The organism is Microbulbifer maximicatervae (SeqCode) (genome assembly GCF_052468155.1).
Map to the genome: position 1 here is coordinate 2,571,789 of NZ_CP174335.1, position 24,155 is coordinate 2,595,943.

The following is a 24,155-nucleotide window of genomic DNA, read 5'->3' on the forward strand; positions in this document are numbered from 1 at the left end:
ATAAAACCCATAAAATCGTAGCCGTATTGGCGCATATTAAACATAAAACCCAAACTAAATTCCCATTTTATTAGGAATAATTTCTCATGGTTCTTTCTTAATGCTGGATCAAAATCACCTAGGCATGACCCTGGACTATGAATAACGAACACAGCGCTAAGGAAAAATTTGATGAAACTCCCTCGTTCAAGTCTCTATAAAATCGCCATTGTCTCAATGATCGGGATATCCAACATTTCCATTTCCAAGCCAGTGATTGCGGATGATGTTGAATGTGGGGATACGATTACCACATCCGTTACTTTGGATGAGGATCTCACTTGTGATGTCAGCCCTGCTTTAACTGTGATAGGCCCAGATGGACGCTTGAATATGACCGGGTACGAGGTTCAATGTGATGGTAGTGAAGTTGGAGTGCTGTTAGAGGGGCGTGCAGCGCTACTTCGAGGAGGGCAGGTTGCAGATTGTGAGGTGGGTGTTTTAGCGAATGGAGATGGATTCCATAATATTCAAGCGGTATCGACCACTGCAAATGCCAGTGCCGGATTTGAATTAGTGAGCAATAGCAACTATATGACAGCCTGTACCGCTCAAGCAAATACGGGGGTTGGACTAATTGTTAGTGGGGAGAGAAATAATGTCTTCCAGAATACTTTTGAGGAAAATACCCTGAGTGGTATCCAGATAGATGGTGATCGGTCATATATAACAGAGAATTTCTGTTTTGAGAATATGGGCTCAGGAATAGAGATTAATGATTCCAGTAATAGCTGGATCGTTGAAAATGCATCGGAAAATAATGGCACTTCAGGTGCGGGAACGGCAGGAATCTTAATGAATGATTTTGATCAGCAATATAATTTGATCATTTTAAATGTGGGGATTCTCAATGAAGATTTCGATGCGCAAGATTTAAACAGTGATCCCTGCAATGGTACAAATTTATGGCGAAATAATACTTTTGATACTGTAGATCCTAGCTGCCTGGATTGAAATATACGGATATAAAAAGATAGTGCCACTATGGTGGCTTCGGTAGTGGTGTTATCTTTTACAATTTATATTCCTGTAGCTTGTATATCAATATGCTCCATTCCCCGCTTAAACTATTTTACTAAATTTTGCGGACAAATTTCCCATGGCTGTTACCAGTTTTTGACTCAAAATCAGCATGACATATCTTTTCTGTATTTGAGCTTTATTTGGGAGGACTCTCGTGAGCTTTATATCTCGATCTGTGATAAGCAAGGCATTGATAACTTCTTTGGCGGCTTCTTTATTGTCTGCATCTTTGTGTTCACTAGCAAATGGTGCTGTTGAGTGCGGAGACACCATAACCAGTCCGGTAATACTGGATCAAGATTTGCTCTGCAATGTTACCCCGGCTTTGACTGTAACTGGGCCGACCGGATATCTGGATTTGAATGGTTATACGCTGAGTTGTGATGGAACTACAGTGGGAATTTTGGTCGATGGTTTTGCGGCCATAATATCGGGCGGGGTGTTACAGGATGGGTTTGTATCTAATTGCAATACAGGTATTTCTGTGGAAGGTTCCGGTATTCATAATTTGTTCGGCCTGAACACCTCTGGTAATACTTCTTCTGGTATTGAGTTTGTTAGTAGTAATAATACGCTAACCATATCAAATATATCGGATAATGCAGGTACAGGTATTATAATCGCGGGGGGAACAAATAATCTGTTTTCTAATGACATAAGTCGAAATGAAATAACGGGTATACAGGTAGATGGTAGCAGTTCAATAATATCGTCAAATACAGTATCGGATAATACTTTAACTGGAATACAAATTAATAGCGCCAGTAGCTGTCTTATCAGCCAGAATACGGTGGAGAATAATGGCACTCAAGGGTCAAATACTGCAGGAATCTTAATGGAGCTATTTGGCCAGACTGGAAACAATATCGTAGGCAATACTGTCTCTGGCAATGTGGATTTTGACTTGCAAGATGATAATTCTGCCCCCTGTGAGAATAACTGGGTAGGAAATTCACCTGACGCTACTACCTCCGGAGATTGTGTAACGTCAAATTAATAGCGTTTTACGATAAGTTGATAGGCTTGCAGGCAGTTTAATGGTGTCGCCACAGTATTGCGGACACTGCAGCTAGTGTAATTGCTGAAAGCCTGATTTCCCTTTAGATTTTCGTTTTCATATTTATTCCTGAGGGATATCCAGTCGGCCAGTGTGGATTGATGTAGTGAGAGGAGAGTTTGGTTTGCTAGTCTGGTTCAGTTATAGAGAGATATTCTCAGAAGTAAGATATAGATAAGCGTTAATTGTTTTTATGCGGGATTCAAAGGCTAGAAGTTTAATGCCTTGAATCCCGCAATTTTTTTTAAGCTAGTTTATGCAGGCGTCATTTGATGAGCTGAAAATATTACCGTACCATGTGGTTCCTACACAGGCAGGAGTATTATCATCAAATAGGTCATCTATGTCGTTGGATTCAGCAGTATTTCCTGTTATGAGATTCCCTACTTGCCCAAAATTACTTACTGAAATACCGTATTCATTATTACTTGATGTAGTGTTTAGTAAGATGCTTGTGTAGTTTGCATCTTGGATTGCTATTCCAGAAAAAGTATTATTTCTGGCGGTACTTTGGGAAACTTGATTGTTATCTCCTGAGATAATAATGCCACCTTCCCCGTTGCTGGTGGCGCTTACTTCAAAAAAGCTATTCCAGTCGCCGAGAACGATAATACCATTGCCAAAATTAAAGTCATTGATTGAGCCGCTGACAATATTGCGACTGCTACTGACTGACATTCCCAAAGATCCATTTTCTTGCGTTGTAACGCCGATGACATTGTGAAGGCCGCTGCCTTCTACAGATACGCCTATATCACATGATGTAATGATGCCACTGGATGCTTGGCTATTAATAAGTACAGCTGTAGTTCCTTCCAGTAGAATTCCTGTGCCAGCCAGGCCATCACAGGATAATGAAAATCCATTGAGATCGAGACTACCGGTAGGGCCCATTATTGTGATGGCAGGAGAAATCGCACAATTAGATATATCCGCATCCAATACTTCGGCGGTAGAGATTACATCACCACAACTTACGGCTAAAGCAATACCCGATGCACTTATTAAGCCGCAGCTTGCTGCTGCGATTATTGATGTTTTAATATTTAAAATCACCTTCATTGATATATTCCTATTGTGATTGTCTGATATTTGAAGTGGTTGATAGGGTGTAAATATCTCGAATTTTGGTCTTTGTTTGGTTGATGACAATAGGAAGTTGTTCTCATATTTATGGAGAATAATTCCTATTGATTAACTATGTTGATGGGATATGTGCTGGAGGAGTTGGGTTTTTATTATTTGGTGTTTTATAGATGAGTTTAAAGGTTGGCTTTTCGGTTCAAATATGTGTAGTGTTTCCATAATTGTTCTTTGGTGGCGTGTCAATTAGTGAGGGCGTGATTTTCTAGAGTGGTTTGTGGCCTGGTTGATATTAAGAGAGGGTGTGTTTGAGAGGTTTCGTTGTGTGTGTAGTGATGGCGTTAAAAATAATGGATTCGCCTACAGTATGGCTGTTTTCCTAAATAGGGGGGGAACTTTCTTCCTATATTTTCCGCACTATTCTCCTATTGCTGAAAGTGCCATCGGAGATAAGACTCAACACAGCATCAAGCATAGATTCCTGAAGGAAGCTGGGGATTGAGTCCTTGAGAAGCAAGAGTTTATAAGCATAAATGCTGAAGTTCCGGTATTTGTTTTAGCAAAATTAAGCGCAGCTGATCGTAAATCGCTTTCTCTTAATGTTGTTGCATATGGTGCTAATTAACTTCGTGTGTTGATGCAGTATAAGAATCTTAATTTTGCGACATTTCATATTCTAAGGAGATAAATATGAAAAGGTGTGCCCCGTTGGCGGCTGCGGTCCTGCTTGCTGTTGCAAGTCAGGGTGTTTTTGCCTCCGACAATGTTGCGGTTCAGAACCAAAGTGGAATAGGTAATACCGCGACAGCGGATCAAAGTGATCCATCCGTTACATTTAACTTTATCAGCCAAACCCAGACTGGAGACACTAATACAGCCACTGCTACTCAGGTAAACGGAAATACCGGAAGCACAGTTAATCAGATACAAACAGGGAATTTAAATTCTTCCACGGTTGCTCAGAATTCATCTGATACTGTGGCTGCCGTTATTACTCAAAATGGGAATACTAATGTTGGCGTAATTAATCAGGTGGCGTCTACAACCAGTACTGCAACTATTAATCAGTTTAATCTGGTTAACTTTGCCACTGTTACACAGTCAAGTAGTACTACTGATACAGCAGTTATTAATCAAGTAGGTGACAACAACACCGGTACGGTTGTTCAAACCAATAGCACGACGAGCTCGGCGGTAACTGCCCAGCAAGGGAATTTGAATGTGGCTACTGTGTCGCAGTTTAACTCTGACACGAATACTTCCACATTGAGTCAGCTGGGAAATAGTAATAATGCTACAGTGAATCAAACAGATAATAATAATACCAGTGCCATTAGTCAGCAAAATGAATTTAACACCATTATCCACGCTCAATCTGGCAGCTTCAATTTAGCAAGTACTACTCAGATCGGTTTGAACAATACGGGTTCTACGATCCAAAGCGGAACCTTTGGTGTTGCTACGGCATTACAGCAGGGTAACTTAAATATGTTTACCGTTAGCCAGGTTAACGATTTTCAAAATGCTAATGTTTCCCAGATTGGAAACAGCAATATGGTAATAATTGTGCAGTAGGGCGAGGCTTAGGACGATATCGGAATTCCGGTCCCTGTGTGAGATAAACTCAACTAGGGGCCGGATTTTTAGCTGTTGGTAAAGGAGCTAATTAGAAGTGGTAGGTAGCGGATACACCAAAATTACGTGGGTCAATAATTGCAGCGTAGCCGTCTGGGTAGCTGCGGCCAGCTGGCTCTCTATTTGTATAGGCTTCTTCATCCAGGGCATTGTTAATAAACGCTGCAATATTCCAATCTTCACCTTCGTAGTTCACGTTCAATCGGGCCAGAGTATAGTCACCGGCGACTCTTTCTTCAGTGTTGGCGAAATCACCATAGTACTCAGCTACATAATTGGCTGAAATACCTACACTAAGTGCATCATTAAACCAATACTTTGTACCCAAGTTTGCGGTGACATTGGGGGCAGAGTTGAGTTCATTGCCATTCGCATCTGTATAATCCGTACCGGCATCGGTAATTTCACTCTCTAGCAGGCCTAGACCTGCACGGAGTTCCCACTGCGGGGTTAGCATAGCAATAGCTTCAACTTCCGCACCGTAAGTCTCGACGCTATCCATATTGACGATTCTACGGGCAGAGCTGAGAGCTTGATAGCCGGAATATTCGTTGTAGAAGAGGTTGCCAGTTATGTTGATGGTGCCGTCTGCTAGGGAGCTGCGCAGAGCCAGCTCGTAGGTATTAACGGTCTCTTCATCGTAATAATAATAGTTGTACTCGAATGTTTCCGAGTCAAAAGTGAGGGCGCCACCAGCTGAGTTGTATCCTTTTCGAGCGCTAGCAGAGATGACAGTGTTTTCGGTAAGATCATATTGCAGTGCAATTTTTGGAAGAACGATTGTCTCGTCGGTATCAAGAGAGTCGTCCTTGGGTTCGCCGAAGAATAGCAAGCTAAAGTAACGGTCCTGTTCCTCCTGCTCTACGCGTAGACCACTGATTAAATTCAGCCTATCAGTCAGTGCATAAGTGACTTCGCCATAAAAAGCAGTAGAGGTACTTTCATCATCACCGAAATAGATGGTACTACCAGTGCTGTCAAATTCTTGCTCTCTTTCAAAGTGAGCAAAGCCGATAAATCCGTGCAAGCTATCACTGTTGAGGCCAAAGTTCAGTTTTGCGTCGAGCGTGATGTTCTGTTCGTCCATACGAACATACTGTTGGTCAGTAGCTTCCTCTTCATAGGAGTCAAAGCCCCACTGATAATCCATATAGGCCGCGAGGACTTCGATGGAGGTATCATCGTTGATCTGGTAATCCACTTTGACGCTAGTCGTGGTGGATTCAGTATCCATATTGCGATAGAAAGCAGGCTTATATTCGTAGGGATCGTCCAGGGTATAGTAGATACGCCCCGTATTACCTTCTTCGCTATTGGTAGATACAGCCACGAGCGCTTTCAGTTTTTCTGTGGGAGTCCACAGCAGCTTGCCTTTTAGTCGCTGGGTTTCCAATTCATTTAGGTCGAAATCAGCAGGATTATTTTCATATTCTTCAGCATTAGACAGTGTGTCGCCGGTGAGCTGTTGAGCAGTTATCCGAAATGCGAGGGTATCATCAACAATTGGGCCGGAAATCATGCCAGAAGTATCGATGTAGCCGTCCTGGTCGCGGTAACCTACGCGAGCTGCACCTTCCCAGTCGAAGCTGGGATCTTTGGTTTTGATATAGACAGAGCCGGCAATGCTGTTACGGCCATTGCTGGTGGACTGGGGTCCACGAAATACTTCAATTTGTTCTACATCCCAAATACCGGAATCACCCGTGAGGTCTGCAACAAATGGCTCGGCGACACCATCAATTAACGTGGAGACACGGGCTTTGGCACCACCGGTAAAGGAGTTAAAGCCGGTGGCTGAACCGTTACCGGACACACCGCGAATATCTGGAGTAGCGCCGGAAAGTACCACCACGTTAGAGATATTAGACACCGCATCGGTGATGCTCAGGTGTTGCATGCTATTTAAGGTTTCTTCGGTAATCACGGATACCGAAGAGGTGGTTTCCTTGAGGGAGCGCTCTGTTTTCTCGCCAATAACAATGACATTTTCCATTGCCTGCGGCGCATACTCTTCTTTCTTCTCATCTGCGGCGATTGCAGTCGCTCCAATCGAAGCAAGAATAGTGAGTGAAACGGCTTTGCTGAGCAGGTGGCGTTTATACATAGCGTAATCCCTAGCAAGGTAAAGAAGTCAGGACAACAAGGAAGATCGGCAGCGAATATAATGCTAATCATTCTTATTTGCAAATAGGGGATTGCCGCAATAAACTCTCACTATTATTTCGTCTGGCAACGGCTTAGCTGCACCGATTGATCAGTGCCTGGCAAACAATTTTCTACCACTTTAGTGGTAGTGCTTCTAACCCTTAAGTGAAACTAGAAATGTATTCCTCAGTTTTAACGGGACTCGGCCTATTGAGTTGTCTCCTTGCGTCTTCTGTCTTTTATTTAGGCTGTCCCAATCAGCAGTGGCGTGAGCAGAGACCAATCCAGTTTTACCCCGCTCTTCTCATCAGTTTTGCGCTCCTTGTCATTTCCTGGGCACTTTTCCACCAAAATTTTTCGGCAACGTCAGCTTCCTTTACGCTTCTTAGCACTTTTATGTTAGCGCTGGGATTGCTGCCTTTTAGCGGTGTATTGGACAAGCCGGGCAAAGTCTTGGCAAAGAAAAAGAAGCGAATTCAAAAAGGGCTGGAAGGCTACAAACCCCACTGGTGGATTAAAAGCCTGTGTGCAGTTTTCTTGGGGTTACCCATTGCAGTTGCCGTTGCTGGGTTGATTGCTCTGTGGGGCCCCGGTGATGTAGTGGTCGATGATAAAAGCCAATTCGTGATGTGGCTGATCACACCTGTCTGGCTCACTTTGGTAAGTCTGGTTTACCTGTTTATTAGTGTCAGACGTATGTTGTCTCTCTACCTGGGGCTAAATTTGGTGCTGTTTACCCTGTTGTGGGTAGCGAGATTCGGAGTCTAAGAATATGCGCGTTGAATTGATTAAAACTTATAAAAGCGTGCATACCTGGACCGGTATTCTTGCGGGCTTGTTTCTGTATATCGCTTTTGTCGCTGGTGCCCTGACCATGTTTAAAGGGCCCCTCAATCAATGGGCCCTGCAGCCTGAGACTACCCTGCCAAGTATTTCTATCGATCAGTATGACAGCCTTATTTCCGGGGTTCTGCAGGCGCACCCGGAAGCAGCAAAACAGATGACTGTCCAATTGCCACTGGCGGGTCTACAGGCGGCACCGGTGAGTTGGGAAATAGAGGATGAAAAAACCCATGACCATACTCTCTGGTATGCGAGTTTCAATGAGAAAGGGGAGCTAATCACTCAAAGTTTTACAGTTTCCGCCATTGGCGAATTTGTCGACCATTTACATCGCACTGCCGGTATTCCCGGTGGCGAGGGCCACGATGCTTTTGGTACTTATGTACTGGGTGTTGTGGCGGCTCTATATTTTGTGGCGCTAATTTCGGGCCTGATTATTTTCCTGCCCACTTGGTTCAAGGATTTATTGGTACTCCGAAAGGGTAAAAACCGCAAGCGATACTGGCTGGATTTTCACAATGTCCTGGGCATCACCTCGCTGCCGTTTCACCTGATTATTGCTTTTACCGCCTTTGTATTTGCCTTCCATGACCCGCTTTATGATGCCCTGCGCATGACGGCCTACGGTGACTCACCCATGTTCACTCGCCCGATGCCAACAGAGGTGAAGAGTTTCTCTGAATTGGTGCCGGTCGCCGAATTGGAATCCGCGATTCAGGAACGGGAGCCGAAATACCAAATGGCAGAAATTCTCTATATAAATCTCGATACTCGCTCTCCGCGTATGCGTGTAGGTGGATTCATGCATGGTGAGGTGGTGCGCGGTGCTGAGTACGGCTATGTGCTCGGTAATCCCTATCAGAGGGAGATTCCCTATAGCAGCTTTTTGCCCAGCAACTTTAATGGGTACAGTGGCGCAGTAATGAGTTTTTTCTCGCTGCATTTTGGCAGTTTTGGTGGAAATGCCGTGCGCTGGGTGTACTTTATTCTCGGCATTATGGGAGCACTGATCTTCTTCACCGGCAATCTGCTGTGGATTGAAAGCCGCCGCAAAAAACGCAGGGGGCAGGGGGCGCTGCCGGTACAAACAACCTCATCAGTGGTAATGGCAAAGCTCACAGTGGGGGTTGGGCTGGGCACTATCTTGGGGGTCGCCGCTAGTATGCTGGCAGTTAAATGGCTGCCCCATGCGCAGGTGGATATTGAGTTTTGGCAGAAAGCCGCTTATTACACAGGCTTTTTATTTGCGCTGGCATGGGTATTTGTTCGTCGTCCCATGGCAGCTGCTCGGCAGCTCCTTGTCTTCTGTGCCGCCGCTATCTTCCTGATACCAATTAGCTCACTTATAAATGGCGAGTTGCTGGGAGCTGCCACCCAGGTATGGGCGGTTGACGTTGTTGCGCTACTGATAGGTGCATCATTTGTTTTACTCTTGATTCATCTTCGCAAGCGGCGGGCAAAAATCGAAGCGGACAGTGTATGGTCTGAACTTGTGGAGAAACCCGCAGTAGAGAGCAGTATTCAAAATCCTTTACCTGATACCCATCCACAGGCATCAGGATAATTAAAAGGGGCTCTATTCAGAGCCCCTTTTTTGATGATATATGGGTACTATTGGAATGATTATTTTACCTTTAGTTCATGCCTGATGCCTCTATAGGTATTGCTAAACAGGCTGACTCCAATTCTTGTGCTTATGCGCCTATGAATAAGTTGAATAGCCTGCCCATTACTTTTTTATTAGATTTTGATCCTGAGTAGACAGAGAGCGTTTAAAAGCTAATAGGCTTTGCATCGCTACTTGCTAAATAGAAGGCGCTAATTTAAATAGAGGCATTACGTCGTTTGATGTGCTTGGGTTTTATTAGGCCCTAGACCGAAAGTATTATTCAGTGCCAATTTGTTTTAATTTCAAACTTTAAGGTATGAGAAAATATTCTTATCGTTAAGTTAATAACCGTAGCTAGACTAAAAAATGCTTCGCCTCCGATAAAAGTAAAATCTTCGGATGCGAACTTTTTTTAATTGTTGTTTTTATAGACTTAAAGGTTTAGCTCATGAAACTAATGGATGTGAAGCTTCTAGTGTCAGCAATATTGGCTCTTCCCTTTGTGTCAGTGGCTGCGGTGGAGTGTGGAGATACTATTACAAGCGCAGAGATTCTCACTGAAGATCTATTAAATTGTAGTGGTACGCCGGCGCTAACGATTGAGGGTCCAACTGGAAGTTTAGATATGAATGGATTCACCTTGGAATGTGGCGGTGGATCCTCTAGAGGTATTGACGTCCTCGGCAGCGCGGCTGTTCTTTCAAATGGAGTGGTGGATGGATGTGCAATAGGTATTTTTGTGGATGGGGATGGCTTTCATAGTATTCAAACGATGACTGTGCAAGATGGTATCGACGTCGGTATTTGGTTAATAAGCGAAAATAATATTGTGAATGGTTCTACTGCTACTGGTTTCTTTAATCGAGGGATTGAAATTCAAGGTTCTAACAGTCAAGTAATTGGAAATTTTCTTATAGATAACCAAGGAGGAACCTCTAGCGGGATATTGATTAACGGTGATAACTCATTTGTTGCTCAGAATATTTGTGATAACAACAATGGTGAGGGAATAGTTATTGACCCATCTTCTGGTGGCTTGGTTGTTCAAAATATAGTGACAAATAATGGACAGACTGGAATATCAATGGAGGGAGGGGGGCAAAGTGATTATTTGATTACCGGAAACATAGCAACGGGTAACCCTGATGGTGATTTGGTTGATTCAAATCCGGATGCCTGTATGTCTACAAATTTATGGTATGGAAATATTTTTGATACGGCTGATCCGAGTTGTTTAGATTAAATAATAATCTATGGAGTAGTCGAATTGTATGGCTGCTCCTTCATTTATTAGTAAGAAATACTCACTCTCTGATTGCTCGCCTTTGTAAACAGGATACTTTCTTCCCACTAGCATACAACTAATCTCTCATAGAAAAACCTTTGTTTCTTATCAATACTGAATTCAGCATCGTTTTATCACTCAAGAAGTATCGCAATATTGTTGTTTGTATGCGAAGTAGTATGAGTTTGACTTATGAAGCTAGTCATTCAACTGTCACCGCTCCCCCTATGTGGCGTGTATTACATGCCGCAACCTCAATATTTGTTTTACTCAATGATGCTGCTTTCCTGAAAAAATTGTCGTAAAAGCTATCTAGCTGGACTTGTCATCGTTAAGGAGTATTAGATGAACATGTACAGACCTATCGCAGCAGCTGTTTTACTTTCCATGAGCGGGACTACCGCCTTTGCTGGAGATAACACCTATGATGTTCTTCAGGTAGGGTCAGGTAATACCGCAAACTCAGAGCAAAGTGACCCATCGGCTATTGGCAATACTGTTGTTCAAGTCCAGGTGGGCGATGATAACGAGGTGTATGCAATCCAGAATCTGTTTACTTCATTTAGTTTAATTCAGCAATCACAAGTAGGTGACAGTAACTATATTGAAGCAACCCAAGCGGGATCGGTCTTTTCAAGTATCCTGGTAGAGCAAATTGGAGATAATAACTCTGCGGCACCCGGGCAAGAGTTTGCAGAGTTAAGCACTATATTGATTGTGCAGATTGGAGATAGCCATGAAGCTTCCTTCATGCAAACAAATACGCTGGGAGAATTTGTAAGTATTGTTCAGATTGGGGATGCAAACGCTGCTACTTTATTGCAAAACGGCACAGCTGGGAATTCTATTTCCATGCATCAGGAAGGTAGTGATCAAAGCACAATCGTTGTACAAAATTCGAGTGTTGGAAACAGTGTTACTACCGAGCAGTATGGGAACTCCAACTCCTTAAACGTCAGTCATACTCTTGCTTTTGATTCCACTGCAATAGTGGTTCAAGATGGGGTTGGTAACAGCTCAGATACTTTACAGCAATCCGTTGGTCACTATAGCGAAATTCGCCAGGAGGGTGAGGGATTGGATGCTCGCCATGAGCAGTCGGGCCTCTATAACGATGCTTATTCCCAACAGTTTGGTGAGTCAAACAGTGTAGAGGTGTTCCAGGTAGGAGGGTTTAGTACGGTTCAGGCGGAACAGTATGGTAGCACTAATACTGCCGAAATCGCACAGGCTGGGACCTTTAATGAAGCCGATATTTTACAGCTTGGGGGGACAGGTAATTCTGTTGTTGTTGCACAGTTAGCTAGTTTTAACACCAGTTCCGCTTCTCAGTTAGGTAACTCCAACCAAATTACTTTTACCCAAACCACCGCTGGTAATACCGCCTCTGCTACTCAAGTGGGGGATGGAAATGTGGTTTTAGGATTACAGTAAACCTGAATCAAAGTAATGTAATTAGATCTTGCGCTTACTCTATTTTGCTCGATGGCGCGGATGGTTGTCTATTTCTAAATTATGTTACTCAAAGGAGTTTGTGATGAATACATTAAAACCTCTTTCAATAGGTTTTTTAATTGCAGTAGCAAGTGCGACTTCTATAGCAGCTGACAATTCTTACATAGTTTTTCAAGTAGGCTCTGGAAATACTGCAACAGGTGAACAAAGTGATCCCAGTGTTACTAATAGCCTTATTAGTCAGACACAGATCGGCGACAATAATCAGATCTTAGGTGAACAGCAGTTGTTTACCGAATTTAGTAGCATTATTGAGATCCAGGTTGGCGATAGTAACTTTATGGAGGTGTACCAAGTTGGAGCTGTGCTATCAGCTGTTATAGTTACGCAAATAGGTGATAATAATGATGGTTTAATTTCTCAATTCAATACATTGGGTAGTACCATTAATGTCAATGAAGTGGGTGATAGCAATAATGTCTCTATGCTGCAGAGAAATAGTGCTAATAATTCAATTAGCGCAACTCAAATAGGCAGCTCTAATAACGGTTCAGCTACTCAAGAAAACAGTCTGGGGGATTCAGCCTTTAGTCTACAGGTTGGGTCGGCGCTGAATTTCGCAATTGATCAGATTGGTGGTGCGGGAAATCAAGCTGTCATTTTTCAGTCAGGTAATGCCTTAGATGGTGGGATTTCACAAATCTCTGCTTTTGATTCCTATTCATTTATTTATCAGAACAACAATAATAATGCATTTCAAAGTAGGCAGGAGAATGTGGGGAATACCAGTGTCGGTATTCAAGATGGAACAAGTTTAGAAGGGATTCAAGAGCAGATCGGTAACTTTAGTAGCGGATTTATTCAGCAATTCGGTGGGCTAAATTTTGCTGAGTTAGCTCAGAGTGGAGATTTTAGTTCTTCAGAGATCCTGCAGTTTAGCGGTCTGTTGAATACTGCACTCGTTGTACAACTAGAGGCTTTTAACACTGCCATTGCGGCGCAAACAGGAGATACCAATCAGACGACACTAAGTCAAACGACAGTGGGAAATTTTGCCACCTCTGCTCAGTTTGGTGACAACAATACGGTCCTGGGGCTTCAGTAATACTTGGGAGTCTTTTGGTTGTTCTTCTGCTAAATAATCTCCCAGAGAAATTCTGGGAGATTGATGGCCTCTGTTTGGTGTGCTGGATTAATCATCTTAAAGGAGTATTAGATGACTAAGTACAGACCTCTCGGTGTGGGTGTCACTTTACTACTCGTTGGAAGCGTAGCTATTGCGACTGATAATACCTACGAACTTATTCAAATCGGTAATGGTAATACCGCATCGGCTGATCAGAGTGATTCCGCAGTAGTTGGTAGTACCATTATTCAAGTACAAATTGGTAATAACAATGATGCTATGGCAACACAAGAGGGGGTAACGGTCTCTAGTTCGATTGTTCAATATCAGACGGGCAACACAAACGAAACAGATGCTGCGCAAGAAGGAACTGTTTTTACTAGCTCTATAATTAATCAAGTTGGAGTCAACAACTTTGGATCTTCGCTTCAGTTTAATGCAGAGGGGACGTCAAGTTCAATTTTGCAGGTTGGATCTGGCAACCTGGCGATGGTAGATCACCGTAATAGTGTTAATGATTATGCGAGAGTGGATCAGGTGGGCATCAATAATGATGGCTCTACGTCGCAGAGAGATGGCTTCGGCAATACCGGTGTTATGATCCAGGTTGGGGAAAATCTAACTTACCTGATCAATCAATTTATGGGGTCAGAGAATACAGCCGTAGGTTTTCAGTCAGGTAACTTTCTTAACTTAGCTATCGAGCAAAACTCAGCCTCAGCTTCAAATTCTATTGTGATGCAAATAGGTGGAAATAACAATTTTGCTCAATCCTCACAAGAGAATGTGGGGCATGACAGTTTTATATTCCAGAACGGCACTAGTCTTGAGACTGTGCATGAGCAGATTGGTGATTTCAATACTGCTTATACGGAACAGTTTGGTGGAATTAATACGGCCGAAACCGCGCAAAGTGCAGGGTTTAATACCGCTGAGACACTTCAATTTAGTGGCTTGCTAAATGATTCCTTAATTGTACAGTTGGATGTACTTAATTCAGCCGTCGCAATCCAAACGGGAGCTAGTAATTCTACACGTCTTAGCCAGACTACTGCTGGAAATTTTTCTACTTCTATGCAGTTCGGTGATAACAACACGGTATTAGGACTTCAGTAATTAATACTGTCAGATGAAAGGGAGTATTCGGCAATGAAGTATGGTTCTCTTGTAATAGGCACTCTATTCTCTATTTCCAGTATGGTGGGAATGGCGGATGATAATACTTATCAGCTCACCCAAATTGGGGAGGGTAATACTGCAGAAGCTGATCAGAGTGATCCCGGTGTGAATGGAAGTACTATTATTCAACTACAAATCGGTGTTGATAATGAAGCCTCGGCGACCCAGACTTCTTTCACGGAATTCAGCACGATTATCCAGCGGCAGATTGGTACTAATCTCTCCGCCAGTTCGGAACAGCTGGGGGCAACCGTTGATTCAACTTCTATACAGTATCAGTTTGGCTCCGGGAATACAGCTTCTACACTTCAAATCAATGCTGAAAATGATTCTGCTTTTATTTTACAGGGTGGTGGAGTACTTCTCGATGCGACAATAATTCAGAGTAGTGGCGCTAATAATTTAGCTAGTATTAATCAGTTGGGTGCTGATAGTAGTGCTTCAATTAATCAGAATGATAGCTTTGGAAATAAGGGAATTATTTTTCAGGTTGGTGAAGTTTTAGAGTTCGATATAGGTCAAAATTCTGCGGTAGAAAATGTTGGTGCTGGGATTCAAATTGGCAATAACATGGATATGGCTATTACGCAAGATTCTGCTGTGGCCTCTAATTCTTTTGCGCTTCAGGTTGGAAATAATAACTTTGTAGAATCCACTCAAGAAAACTTAGGGCATGATAGTTATATTTTTCAGGATGGTACCAGCCTTGAGGTGATCCATGAGCAGATTGGCGCTTTTAATACGGCTCTAACTGAACAGCGCGGCGGGCTTAACACTGCGGAAACTGTGCAAAGCAATGAGTTTAATTTTGGAGAAACATTACAGTTAAGTGGTTTGCTTAATGATTCCTTGATAGTACAGCTACAGAGTTTTAATACCGCAGTGGCTATACAGGATGGCGATACCAACCAGTTGCGTTTGAGTCAGACAACTGTTAATAACTTGGCCACTGCGGCTCAATTTGGGGATAATAATACAATACTCGGTTTGCAGTAGGTTTTACGCTCCATCTAGGTGGAGCGGTAACCATTATTCCTTTGTATAAGTTTTTAGTAGTGATTCCAATAAATCAAATCAGCCAATCAATGTGTCAATGACTGCCGAGGGGTATTTAATGGCGCATTGCCTGGTTGAGCTTTTTGAAGAACTCTGAACCTCAGAGTTTTCCAGTCTAACATTAGTGATAAAAGAAATTTTGTGCATCGAGAAGGCTTTAAAGCGTTAAAAAACCTATTTGATAATGGGCAGCTTCAAGAATAAACCGCAGGTGAATAGCCTGGTCAGTGTAAACCTGGTTACGTTCTGTGGGTAAGTGCGATCATTGTGGAGCTAATTCGTACTGTCGGTGATTATCTAAGGCACTTGCATATTAACCACAGAAATTCGTCAAGCTGGCCTTAAGGTAAAATTCTAAAGTCGTTAAAAAATGGATGGAAGAAGACTTCCCGGATATTAATCAATATGCGAGCCAGGAAAACACAGAAAGTTATCGGGGGAGAGAAGCGGCCTTTCGTAGTGATTGTCGACATAAGTATGGCTATGCGCCCAAAAAGACATTGTAAAGCTGAATGCAAAGTGAGCTTCGCTTAAGATGATTTTCACGATGACAAATCAGGGAGTTGTGTATTTTTGAATTTACGAAGAAAGTATAAATGCCGACAGATTGATTGAGTTTCTTAAGTGCTTAACAAGCACAGAAGATAGTGAAGTGTATCTCTTCCTAGGTTACCTTAGAGTACATCTGCTCGGGAGTTTGGTGCTTGGTTGTTAGAGTGTCAAGATAAGATAGAAATTTTTATTTGACACCGCATTTCCCAAGATGAATCCAGGTGGGTATTTGAATTGCAACTTTAAAAGGGCGGGGCAGTGGACTTTCGGTATGAATTAATCAAGTATATAAAATGAAGGAATTATTGCTCGCCGAGCTAATAACGACAAAAGTCTGATTGATGGATTTTGTGGAGCAGATGATGCGGTGCTCGTTGAAGTTCCAAGCACTTCACTGTTCACTAAAGTCCTTGCAGCCTTCAAGTGTAGTAGTTCAGACTTGATCTGACAGTTACCGGTTTTTCAGAAGGTACTCTGTCAGGTCAAATTCAGTTTACGAGTTTCTCCTTCCAGATACTTTTACCCTCTTCAAGGGTTACCATCGGTGTGCGACCACAACACTTTTTACCCTGATGAGTTCGATCATTATTGTAATATACGAGCCATTCGTCCAGATCCTTTTGTAGCTCTTCTATTGATCCATAGATCTTTCGTCGTAACGATGGCTGGTAGAACTCTTGTAATATAGTTTTATGGAAGCGCTCACAGATACCATTTGTTTGTGGGTGCCTGGCTTTTGTCTTGGTATGTTCTATCTCGTTGATATTCAAGTACAACTGATAATCATGCTGCTCCAGCTTGCCGCAATATTCAGTACCGCGGTCAGTCAAAATACGCAACACCGGCAGATCATGCATGGCGTAAAACGGTAATACACGATCATTCAGAAGATCTGCTGCTGTGATTGGCGTCTTAGTGGTGTACAACTTGCAATGGGCTACCTTTGCATAGGTGTCGACATAGGTTTGTTGGTAAACACGCCCAACCCCCTTAAATGTTCCTACATAGAAGGTGTCCTGAGAACCTAGATAGCCGGGGTGTTGAGTATCAATTTCCCCGCAGGCTTCATCATCATGTCGCTTTCTTTCCAAGGCCTGAACCTGCGACTCCGTGAGGATTAGCCCCTCCTTAGCCACCTTGGCTTCAAGTGCTTTTAATCGTAACTTGAAGTTAGCCAGGTCGTTCCGTAACCAGATACTCCGAACACCACTAGGGGACACGAATACGCCACGTTTACGTAGCTCATTGGAGACTCGAATCTGTCCATGGGCAGGCTCTTGGAGGGCATAAGTCAACACGGCCTCTTCAATTGCTGTGTCAACACGGTTCTTGTGGTTAGGCACCCGTCGACTCTTTTCAAGAAGGGCGTCCACACCGCCACTTGAAGCAGCTTCCTTGTACCGATAGAAAGTGTCTCTCGATACACCAAGCATCTTGCAAGCTTTTGAGATGTTGCCAAGCTCTTCTGCAAGATTGAGCAATCCGGTCTTGTGTTTGATGATACGATCATTAGTATGGATCATGGGGTTTATCCTTGGTTTTGTTTTTAGGTTTAGGCACCTTCATCAAAACCGGTAAACCCCTCTTTTTCAAGAGGATGTGTCAGATTTGGTCTGAACTATTACACTTCAAGGGCTGAAAATAGTAGCTGCCTTATGGTGTGTCTTTACCTACAAAAGCATCACCGACCGCCTTAGTCTAATGTAGTAACAGACCATGCTTTCGAATCTTTCTTAATACTGATATTTCGATCACTTAGTTGTCATCACTTTATGCTAGTGTTCGCCATAATTCACTGGGGTATTTAAAGAAGTAGTTATGGAGAGAAATGAGCCCGATGGCACTCCAAATCCTTCATTGACTGAAAATGCCCGGTTCAGCGAACACCATTCGGCTGACTATTACATTGACGAAACTCCCGTTTGGTGTGATGGAACCTCGATTCCGCAGAATATTTTTACGCCAATGCAGTGGCGAATTTGGTGGCTTGCGACAGCTGGTAAATTTTTCGAGGGAATGATCGTCTTCATGACTGGGGTATCCCACATTTTAATTGCTAAAGAATTTGGTTTGACCGCCTTTAGTATGGGCTTTGTGACATCGGCGACATTGTTTGGAATTCTGGTTGGAGCGATAACCCTAGGCGGGCTCAGCGATCATTATGGCCGGCGGAAAATGTTCATCGCTGAGATGATCATGTTTATCTTTTTCCTGGTGATATTGACCTTCGCAGATTCTTATCTCGTGATTGTTATTTCATTATTTGGTCTGGGATTGGCGCTTGGATGTGATTATCCCACGGCTCACATGATGATCTCTGAAAGTATGGCATCGAGGATGCGGGGCAGGCTAGTTCTCGGAGCCTTTAGTTTTCAGGCTGTTGGAATTTTGGTGGGTACAGGTCTCGCATTTTTGGTCCTCTCTTGGTATCCCTCCCTGGAAGCTTGGCGGTATATGTATGCTGCGGCGATTGTTCCAGCGATTTTGATCACGATTGGTCGTTTCTATATTCCGGAGAGTGCGATGTGGCTTCTGGCTAAAGGTCGCATGCCTGAGGCGGAGAAATCTATCAGTCAACTGTTGAAAAGAGATCCGCCATACCCGTCCAGATTCTTATTGAAGAATGTTGCCACAGCGGAGACGAATGAGAAAAAGATAGGTGGACTATCGAGTATTAAGCATTTACTTCAGGATAATAATTCTCGAAAAGCAATCAAACTCTCTTCTATTCCCTGGTTTTTGCAGGATTTGGGAACCTATGGCGTTGGTATCTTCACGCCAGTAATTTTAGCGAATGTGTTGGGATATGCGTCACCCCATGCACGCTCCATTTCGGAATTAATCCATAACAAAGTCGAGGCGGCGAAAGGGGCAGCATTAATCGATGTAATGCTGGTAGTTGGCGTTATTCTAGCAATTATATTTGTGGATAGGGTGGGGCGTATCCGATTGCAAGTTCTTGGCTTCCTTGGTTGTGCACTCGGCCTTCTTATTGCCGCCTATGGAGAATCTTTAAATACTAGCCAGCAGTTACCATTCATTTTCGGGGGGTTTATGTTGTTCAACTTGATGAATAATCTGGGGCCAAATTCTCAGACTTATCTAATCGCTGGGGAGGTATTCCCGACCCGCTATCGTGGTGCTGGTGCGGGATTGGCCGCATCCATCTCAAAGTTCGGGGGTGTCGCAATCGCATTTTTTTTTCCAATTTTACTTAGCGATATTGGCGCAAGTATGTTGCTTAGTGCACTAGCCGTGACTTCCTTGATTGGCGCAATGATAACCTGGAAGTACCGGATAGAAATGACGGGGAAGTCACTTGATGACGTTGGCTAATCATTAAAAAAAACCATGGAGTTCCTCGTCAAGTACTTCACTTTCGAATGTACAGATACATCTGCATGTTATTGATAATGGCAAGCCCATATTTTTTCTAAAGTCTAATTGCAGCTGGAATGGTTTCTGAGAGGCGTTCGAGTGACTGTAAGTTTAATTGTCAACTATGGCTAAAATATAAGCCGGCCAATATATAGTTACTAAAAAGGGAGAAGGAAAGAATACACCGCGCTTGGGACCCTATGAGGCATGGATGCCGATTAGGAGCTTACAGGGATGTATTCACAGCGTGTCTCGAGTGCGGTGTATTCTTTCCTTCCACCCCAGTAGTAACTTACTGGTCAGTAACTATAAGGCGCTCCGCTGTCAATTTGACCAGACCTATCTTGAATGTTTAAAAAAGTTTTATTTTTAGGATTTTTGATTTTGTAATTTTTGGTGTATGGGGAATAGGTGGGGGGTAAATAAGTTCTTTAGCTTGCGTTCTTTATTGTTTTAAAGGTTGGAATTGGTTTTCTTTATGTGCTTTATTCCTTTCAATTTAATTGTAAATAAAAAGCCCCGGCGTACCGGGGCTTTTTATTTCTTCTTTTAGTTATGGTTGGCCCACAGCTTTTGAGCAGGCCAGGTAAACATCCAGTTGGTTGTTTATAAAGCTCAAGCCGCTCAAAGATAGCCTGACCTGATCAAAGTCACTATTGGTGGTGACTAATAGCAGGCGGTGATTGCGCGCACCGTTGACTTTGAATGGGGCCAGACGATATCCGCTGGTGGACTCTCCAGTAGCTACTCCATCCAAGTATGTACTGATTGTGATGGTGTTGAGGTAGATGATATCCAGCAGTGGTGTGGTGTGCTCTACCAGGAAACCGACCACATGGCGTCCCTCTTTAACCGAGTGGTGGTTGATTTGAATATGGGTAGAGCCGCCCGCACCGCTGACAACTTCCATTCTGGCTGCATCAGATAGGACGCCGTTAAATACCCTTTCTACTGCAGTAATAGAACATCCATCACAGGGCTGTTCAATTCCGTAAGTCAGGTCTGCATCTACACCGTTAACGATCTCCAAGTCTTCAAACGCTGCACAGGACAGGCCTGATTCGAGGTCGCAGGCGTCGCCGATACCATCGTTATCAGAGTCCTCCTGGTTGGGATTGGGAGTCTGGGGACAGTTATCGAGATCGTTTTCTACCTCGTCCCCATCCAGGTCTGCATCGCAAACATCTCCCACTCCATCACCATCAGTATCGGTTTGGTTTGGATTTGGAATCGCCGGGCAGTTATCGACAGTATCATCAAGACCGTCATCGTCGCGGTCGTTATCGCAGACGTCTCCGGCACCGTCGTTATCGCCGTCTTCTTGCCCTGGATTCGGAATCATTGGGCAGTTGTCGACGTCATCATTAACGCCGTCACCATCCAGGTCTTCGTCACAGGCATCCCCAATACCGTCACCGTCAGTATCAGTTTGGTCGTTTGGCGTTAGTGGACAATTGTCATCGGTGTTGTCTATGCCATCGCCATCGGCATCGCTATCACACTCATCGCCGACACCGTCACCATCCGTGTCCGTTTGATTCGGGTTGGGTATGGCTGGGCAATTGTCTTCACCATCGTCGTGGCCATCATTGTCGGTATCACTATCGTCATCACAAGCGTCGCCGATGCCGTCACCGTCCTGATCGGCTTGATCATCATTTGGAATAGCCGGGCAGTTGTCGGAAGTGTCCGGGACTGTGTCACCATCCCGGTCGCTGTCACAGACATCGCCAACGCCATCCTGATCGATATCCGACTGATCGCTGTTGGCAGTATCCGGGCAGTTATCGTTAGCGTTATCTACGCCGTCGTTATCGTTGTCGCCGTCGCAGGCATCGCCGATTCCATCGTTGTCACTGTCTTCCTGTAGTGTATTGCTGACGTAGGGGCAGTTATCGTCGTCATTGAAGATACCGTCGCCATCGAGGTCTGGATCGCAGGCGTCACCAACTGAATCCCCGTCGGTATCTGCTTGATCACTATTGGACTCAGTAGGGCAGTTATCGGCTACGTCATCGACGCCGTCGTTGTCGTCGTCGCTATCACAGATATCGCCACTGCCATCCCCGTCAGTATCGAGTTGGTCTGAGTTGGGTATCGATGGGCAATTGTCGGTATCGTTATCGGTGCCATCTCCATCCAGGTCGCTGTCGCAGGCATCCCCGACACCATCTCCATCCTGATCAGTTTGATCGGTGTTGGGGATGAGTACACAGTTGTCGACGCTGTCAGGTACCTGATCGCCGTCGACATCGGTGTTGTCATCGCAGGCATCTCCGTAACCATCACCATCTGTATCTGTTTGATCTGCGTTGGGTACCAGCGGGCAGTTGTCATTTTCATTTTCAACGCCGTCATCATCGCGATCGCTGTCGCAGGCATCGCCGGTGCCGTCGCCGTCGGTATCGGTTTGATCGTCGTTGGCAACGGCCGGACAGTTGTCATTACTATCGTCTATACCATCGCCGTCATCGTCGCTGTCACAGCTATCGCCTTGCCCGTCACCATCGATATCGCTCTGGCCTGAATTGGCGGTAGCAGGGCAGTTGTCATCGTCGTTATCAATACCGTCACCATCCTGGTCGCTATCACAGGCATCGCCGACACCGTCTTCGTCGATATCACTTTGGTCGCTATTGCTATGGCTGGGGCAGTTGTCGACCTCATCCTCGACAGAGTCATTGTCGTCGTCGCTGTCACAGGCGTCGCCAATGCCATCTCCGTCGTTATCGTCTTGGCTTGGGTTGTGGGTGGATGGGCAGTTGTCATCTTCGTTATCGATGCCGTCACTGTCCGCATCGTCATCGCAGGCATCGCCTATACCATCGCCATCCTGGTCGGTTTGTGAGGAGTTGGCTGCGGTTGGGCAGTTGTCGTCTTGATCGTCTACGCCGTCACCGTCGTCATCGCTGTCACAAGCATCGCCAATGCCGTCGCCGTCAAGGTCGGCTTGATCTGGGTTGGATACGGCTGGGCAGTTATCCTGGCCATCGTCGTGGCCGTCATTGTCAGTATCGCTATCTTCGTCACAGGCGTCGCCGATACCGTCATTGTCCTGATCTGATTGGTCTGGGTTGGCTACGTCCGGACAGTTATCCAAGCTGTCGGTGTAATTGTCCCCGTCGCGGTCGTTGTCGCACACATCCCCGACGCCGTCGCCATCGATATCACCCTGCTCACTATTTGAATCAGCAGGGCAGTTGTCAGAATCGTTGGGGACGTTGTCGCCATCCAGATCGCTGTCACAGGCATTGCCTATGCCGTCGCTATCACTGTCGGCTTGGTCCGAATTCGGGGTTTGTGGGCAGTTGTCTGAAGTGTCGGGGTGGGAGTCGCCATCGTCATCAGTATCACAGGCATCACCGCTGCCGTCGCCATCTAAATCATCCTGGTCTGAATTACTAACACTCGGACAATTGTCATTATCATCATCGATACCGTCACCATCTGAGTCTGTGACGCCAGGGGGCGGGAGCAAGTCATCGGCGGCATCGCCCCGGCCTCCATCAGAACCGCAGGCACTTAAAAGCACCAATGAAAATAGTATCGCAATAAGCGAAGGTAGACGCATGGTCATAATCTCCCGAACAAAATCCATTTTTGTTATCTGTCGGACAAGCGCAGTAGACCTATAAAAAATACGCCTGCAATAAATCATTTATGCTGGCGCACTTGGACTCCGGCTTATTTTTAGATAGATGTCATTATTTTGGTTGTGCGTATTTCTAATACTAAAGTTATGGCGCACAACCGTTTATGAGTGTGGTAACTATGCGTTCTTTCTCACTAAAAGTGTGATGAATGGCGAAATTTTGGCGGGATAATTTATGGGTGATAAAGCGTGTAATTAGTGAAGACAAATTTACGCCATAAAATATAATGGAATAGATAATTTGACAGCTTGATTTGCTGTTGCTCTTGACTCTTTCTAAAGTGGAATCTGATTCTGTGCCTGATTAAGCCGCTACTAAGATGGGGAGTTACCCCGCCATTTCAAGTTGATTATGAATCTTGCAGGCAGGTATTTAGATCGAAGTATATTGACTAAGGACTCTTTAATAACACTCTTTAAAATTGCCTGATGTAAATCAGGTGAGCCAAGGGCATCGACATCACCTGGGTTTATAGGCTGTGAACTTTCTATTTAAGATTTAACTTCATTTCCATAAGTGATGGTTGGAAGCCAACTTTTTCATAGGCTTTTATCGCTGAGCTATTTTGAGAGTAAACATCAAGATAAAAATCTTGAACTCCATTCTTTTTACCCCATGTAATTAATTTTTCTATTAGCTTTGAGTTAATGCCCTTTCCTCGGTGTGCTGGTGATACATACATAAATCCCAGATAAGCATGCCGTTCATGAACAAGAGATATTTTTGAGCTTCGAATCTGGGCATATCCCGTTCCAATAACCTCACCTTCGATTTCAACTACCAGAAGATGAGAGTCATCAGATAGTATCAACTTCTCCATATCATAATAGAATGCTGATTCAGCTTTAATGGATGAATTGTATGGCCTTTCGGCTTCGATTAGACACTGTTCCAGCTTAAGTAAATCAGGAAGGTCTTCTATAAGTGCTGTTCTAAAATTTAACATCTTTATTTTCAGTGGTGATAGATTTGGTAATGAAAACTGCTCCAACTCTACAAAGGCCTGTATCTGACTTTGGTGTGGGCTAACAAAGCTA

The 24,155-nt window shown here is 44.2% G+C and carries 16 protein-coding genes; 11 read left to right on the top strand and 5 right to left on the bottom strand.

Annotation, left to right across the window (positions count from 1 at the left end):
* The first annotated feature begins 171 nt into the window (after positions 1-171).
* Together ACJJIY_RS11100 and ACJJIY_RS11105 are read left to right on the top strand one after the other, a co-directional pair.
* Positions 172-993: a right-handed parallel beta-helix repeat-containing protein gene (locus ACJJIY_RS11100; protein ID WP_444957041.1), complete on the top strand. Its 822-nt coding sequence runs from the start codon at positions 172-174 to the stop codon at positions 991-993.
* Between the two features lie 223 nt (positions 994-1,216).
* A complete protein-coding gene (locus ACJJIY_RS11105; protein ID WP_444898195.1) occupies positions 1,217-2,059 on the top strand; it encodes a right-handed parallel beta-helix repeat-containing protein in 843 nt (280 codons plus the stop codon).
* Positions 2,060-2,368: 309 nt separating this feature from the next.
* Here ACJJIY_RS11105 and ACJJIY_RS11110 read toward each other — a convergent pair whose 3' ends face one another.
* The gene (locus ACJJIY_RS11110) at positions 2,369-3,181 is read right to left on the bottom strand and encodes a NosD domain-containing protein (protein ID WP_445359627.1); all 813 of its coding nucleotides are present in this window, start codon (positions 3,179-3,181) and stop codon (positions 2,369-2,371) included.
* A gap of 711 nt (positions 3,182-3,892) precedes the next feature.
* Here ACJJIY_RS11110 and ACJJIY_RS11115 point away from each other — a divergent pair.
* Positions 3,893-4,777 carry a hypothetical protein gene (locus tag ACJJIY_RS11115; RefSeq protein ID WP_445359628.1) on the top strand — a complete coding sequence of 295 codons (885 nt, stop codon included), beginning with the start codon at positions 3,893-3,895 and terminating at the stop codon, positions 4,775-4,777.
* 91 nt (positions 4,778-4,868) lie between these two features.
* On the opposite strand, the gene ACJJIY_RS11120 is transcribed toward ACJJIY_RS11115, so the two are convergent.
* The gene (locus ACJJIY_RS11120; protein WP_445359629.1) at positions 4,869-6,941 is read right to left on the bottom strand and encodes a TonB-dependent receptor; all 2,073 of its coding nucleotides are present in this window, start codon (positions 6,939-6,941) and stop codon (positions 4,869-4,871) included.
* Between the two features lie 437 nt (positions 6,942-7,378).
* Here ACJJIY_RS11120 and ACJJIY_RS11125 point away from each other — a divergent pair, with 437 nt between their 5' ends.
* The 7 genes from ACJJIY_RS11125 (at position 7,379) to ACJJIY_RS11155 (ending at position 15,475) form a co-directional block, all read left to right on the top strand.
* The gene (locus tag ACJJIY_RS11125; protein WP_445359630.1) at positions 7,379-7,750 is read left to right on the top strand and encodes a hypothetical protein; all 372 of its coding nucleotides are present in this window, start codon (positions 7,379-7,381) and stop codon (positions 7,748-7,750) included.
* A 4-nt stretch (positions 7,751-7,754) separates the two neighbouring features.
* The gene (locus tag ACJJIY_RS11130) at positions 7,755-9,389 is read left to right on the top strand and encodes a PepSY-associated TM helix domain-containing protein (protein ID WP_445359631.1); all 1,635 of its coding nucleotides are present in this window, start codon (positions 7,755-7,757) and stop codon (positions 9,387-9,389) included.
* Positions 9,390-9,882: 493 nt separating this feature from the next.
* Positions 9,883-10,677, top strand: coding sequence for a right-handed parallel beta-helix repeat-containing protein (locus tag ACJJIY_RS11135; protein WP_444916427.1), 795 nt, complete (start codon positions 9,883-9,885; stop codon positions 10,675-10,677).
* Between the two features lie 387 nt (positions 10,678-11,064).
* Entirely contained in the window at positions 11,065-12,153 is a 1,089-nt protein-coding gene (locus ACJJIY_RS11140) for a hypothetical protein (RefSeq protein ID WP_445359632.1), read from the top strand.
* 103 nt (positions 12,154-12,256) lie between these two features.
* Positions 12,257-13,279: a hypothetical protein gene (locus tag ACJJIY_RS11145; protein WP_445359633.1), complete on the top strand. Its 1,023-nt coding sequence runs from the start codon at positions 12,257-12,259 to the stop codon at positions 13,277-13,279.
* A gap of 111 nt (positions 13,280-13,390) precedes the next feature.
* Positions 13,391-14,416, top strand: coding sequence for a hypothetical protein (locus ACJJIY_RS11150; protein ID WP_445359634.1), 1,026 nt, complete (start codon positions 13,391-13,393; stop codon positions 14,414-14,416).
* 90 nt (positions 14,417-14,506) lie between these two features.
* On the top strand, positions 14,507-15,475 hold the full coding sequence (locus ACJJIY_RS11155) for a hypothetical protein (RefSeq protein WP_445359635.1): 969 nt from the start codon (positions 14,507-14,509) through the stop codon (positions 15,473-15,475).
* Between the two features lie 1,100 nt (positions 15,476-16,575).
* Here the strand turns inward: ACJJIY_RS11155 and ACJJIY_RS11160 are convergent.
* Positions 16,576-17,610, bottom strand: a complete 1,035-nt coding sequence (locus ACJJIY_RS11160; protein WP_445359636.1) for an IS481 family transposase — start codon at positions 17,608-17,610, stop codon at positions 16,576-16,578.
* A gap of 295 nt (positions 17,611-17,905) precedes the next feature.
* On the opposite strand from ACJJIY_RS11160, the gene ACJJIY_RS11165 reads away from it, so the two are divergent.
* The gene (locus ACJJIY_RS11165) at positions 17,906-19,423 is read left to right on the top strand and encodes an MFS transporter (protein WP_445359637.1); all 1,518 of its coding nucleotides are present in this window, start codon (positions 17,906-17,908) and stop codon (positions 19,421-19,423) included.
* Positions 19,424-20,018: 595 nt separating this feature from the next.
* Here ACJJIY_RS11165 and ACJJIY_RS11170 read toward each other — a convergent pair.
* Both ACJJIY_RS11170 and ACJJIY_RS11175 read right to left on the bottom strand, forming a co-directional pair.
* Positions 20,019-23,063: a thrombospondin type 3 repeat-containing protein gene (locus ACJJIY_RS11170; RefSeq protein WP_445359638.1), complete on the bottom strand. Its 3,045-nt coding sequence runs from the start codon at positions 23,061-23,063 to the stop codon at positions 20,019-20,021.
* Between the two features lie 542 nt (positions 23,064-23,605).
* Positions 23,606-24,109, bottom strand: coding sequence for a GNAT family N-acetyltransferase (locus tag ACJJIY_RS11175; RefSeq protein WP_445359639.1), 504 nt, complete (start codon positions 24,107-24,109; stop codon positions 23,606-23,608).
* Between the last annotated feature and the right edge of the window lie 46 nt (positions 24,110-24,155).

What these genes read in the sequence shown, in the direction of transcription:
- ACJJIY_RS11150 (WP_445359634.1), top strand. Translation starts at nt 13,391, where the DNA reads ATGACTAAGTACAGACCTCTCGGTGTGGGTGTCACTTTACTACTCGTT.
- ACJJIY_RS11110 (WP_445359627.1), bottom strand. Translation starts at nt 3,181, where the DNA reads ATGAAGGTGATTTTAAATATTAAAACATCAATAATCGCAGCAGCAAGC.
- ACJJIY_RS11145 (WP_445359633.1), top strand. Translation starts at nt 12,257, where the DNA reads ATGAATACATTAAAACCTCTTTCAATAGGTTTTTTAATTGCAGTAGCA.
- ACJJIY_RS11155 (WP_445359635.1), top strand. Translation starts at nt 14,507, where the DNA reads ATGGCGGATGATAATACTTATCAGCTCACCCAAATTGGGGAGGGTAAT.
- ACJJIY_RS11135 (WP_444916427.1), top strand. Translation starts at nt 9,883, where the DNA reads ATGAAACTAATGGATGTGAAGCTTCTAGTGTCAGCAATATTGGCTCTT.
- ACJJIY_RS11170 (WP_445359638.1), bottom strand. Translation starts at nt 23,063, where the DNA reads ATGGATTTTGTTCGGGAGATTATGACCATGCGTCTACCTTCGCTTATT.
- ACJJIY_RS11130 (WP_445359631.1), top strand. Translation starts at nt 7,755, where the DNA reads ATGCGCGTTGAATTGATTAAAACTTATAAAAGCGTGCATACCTGGACC.
- ACJJIY_RS11160 (WP_445359636.1), bottom strand. Translation starts at nt 17,610, where the DNA reads ATGATCCATACTAATGATCGTATCATCAAACACAAGACCGGATTGCTC.
- ACJJIY_RS11140 (WP_445359632.1), top strand. Translation starts at nt 11,065, where the DNA reads ATGAACATGTACAGACCTATCGCAGCAGCTGTTTTACTTTCCATGAGC.
- ACJJIY_RS11115 (WP_445359628.1), top strand. Translation starts at nt 3,893, where the DNA reads ATGAAAAGGTGTGCCCCGTTGGCGGCTGCGGTCCTGCTTGCTGTTGCA.
- ACJJIY_RS11100 (WP_444957041.1), top strand. Translation starts at nt 172, where the DNA reads ATGAAACTCCCTCGTTCAAGTCTCTATAAAATCGCCATTGTCTCAATG.
- ACJJIY_RS11120 (WP_445359629.1), bottom strand. Translation starts at nt 6,941, where the DNA reads ATGTATAAACGCCACCTGCTCAGCAAAGCCGTTTCACTCACTATTCTT.
- ACJJIY_RS11165 (WP_445359637.1), top strand. Translation starts at nt 17,906, where the DNA reads ATGGAGAGAAATGAGCCCGATGGCACTCCAAATCCTTCATTGACTGAA.
- ACJJIY_RS11125 (WP_445359630.1), top strand. Translation starts at nt 7,379, where the DNA reads ATGTTAGCGCTGGGATTGCTGCCTTTTAGCGGTGTATTGGACAAGCCG.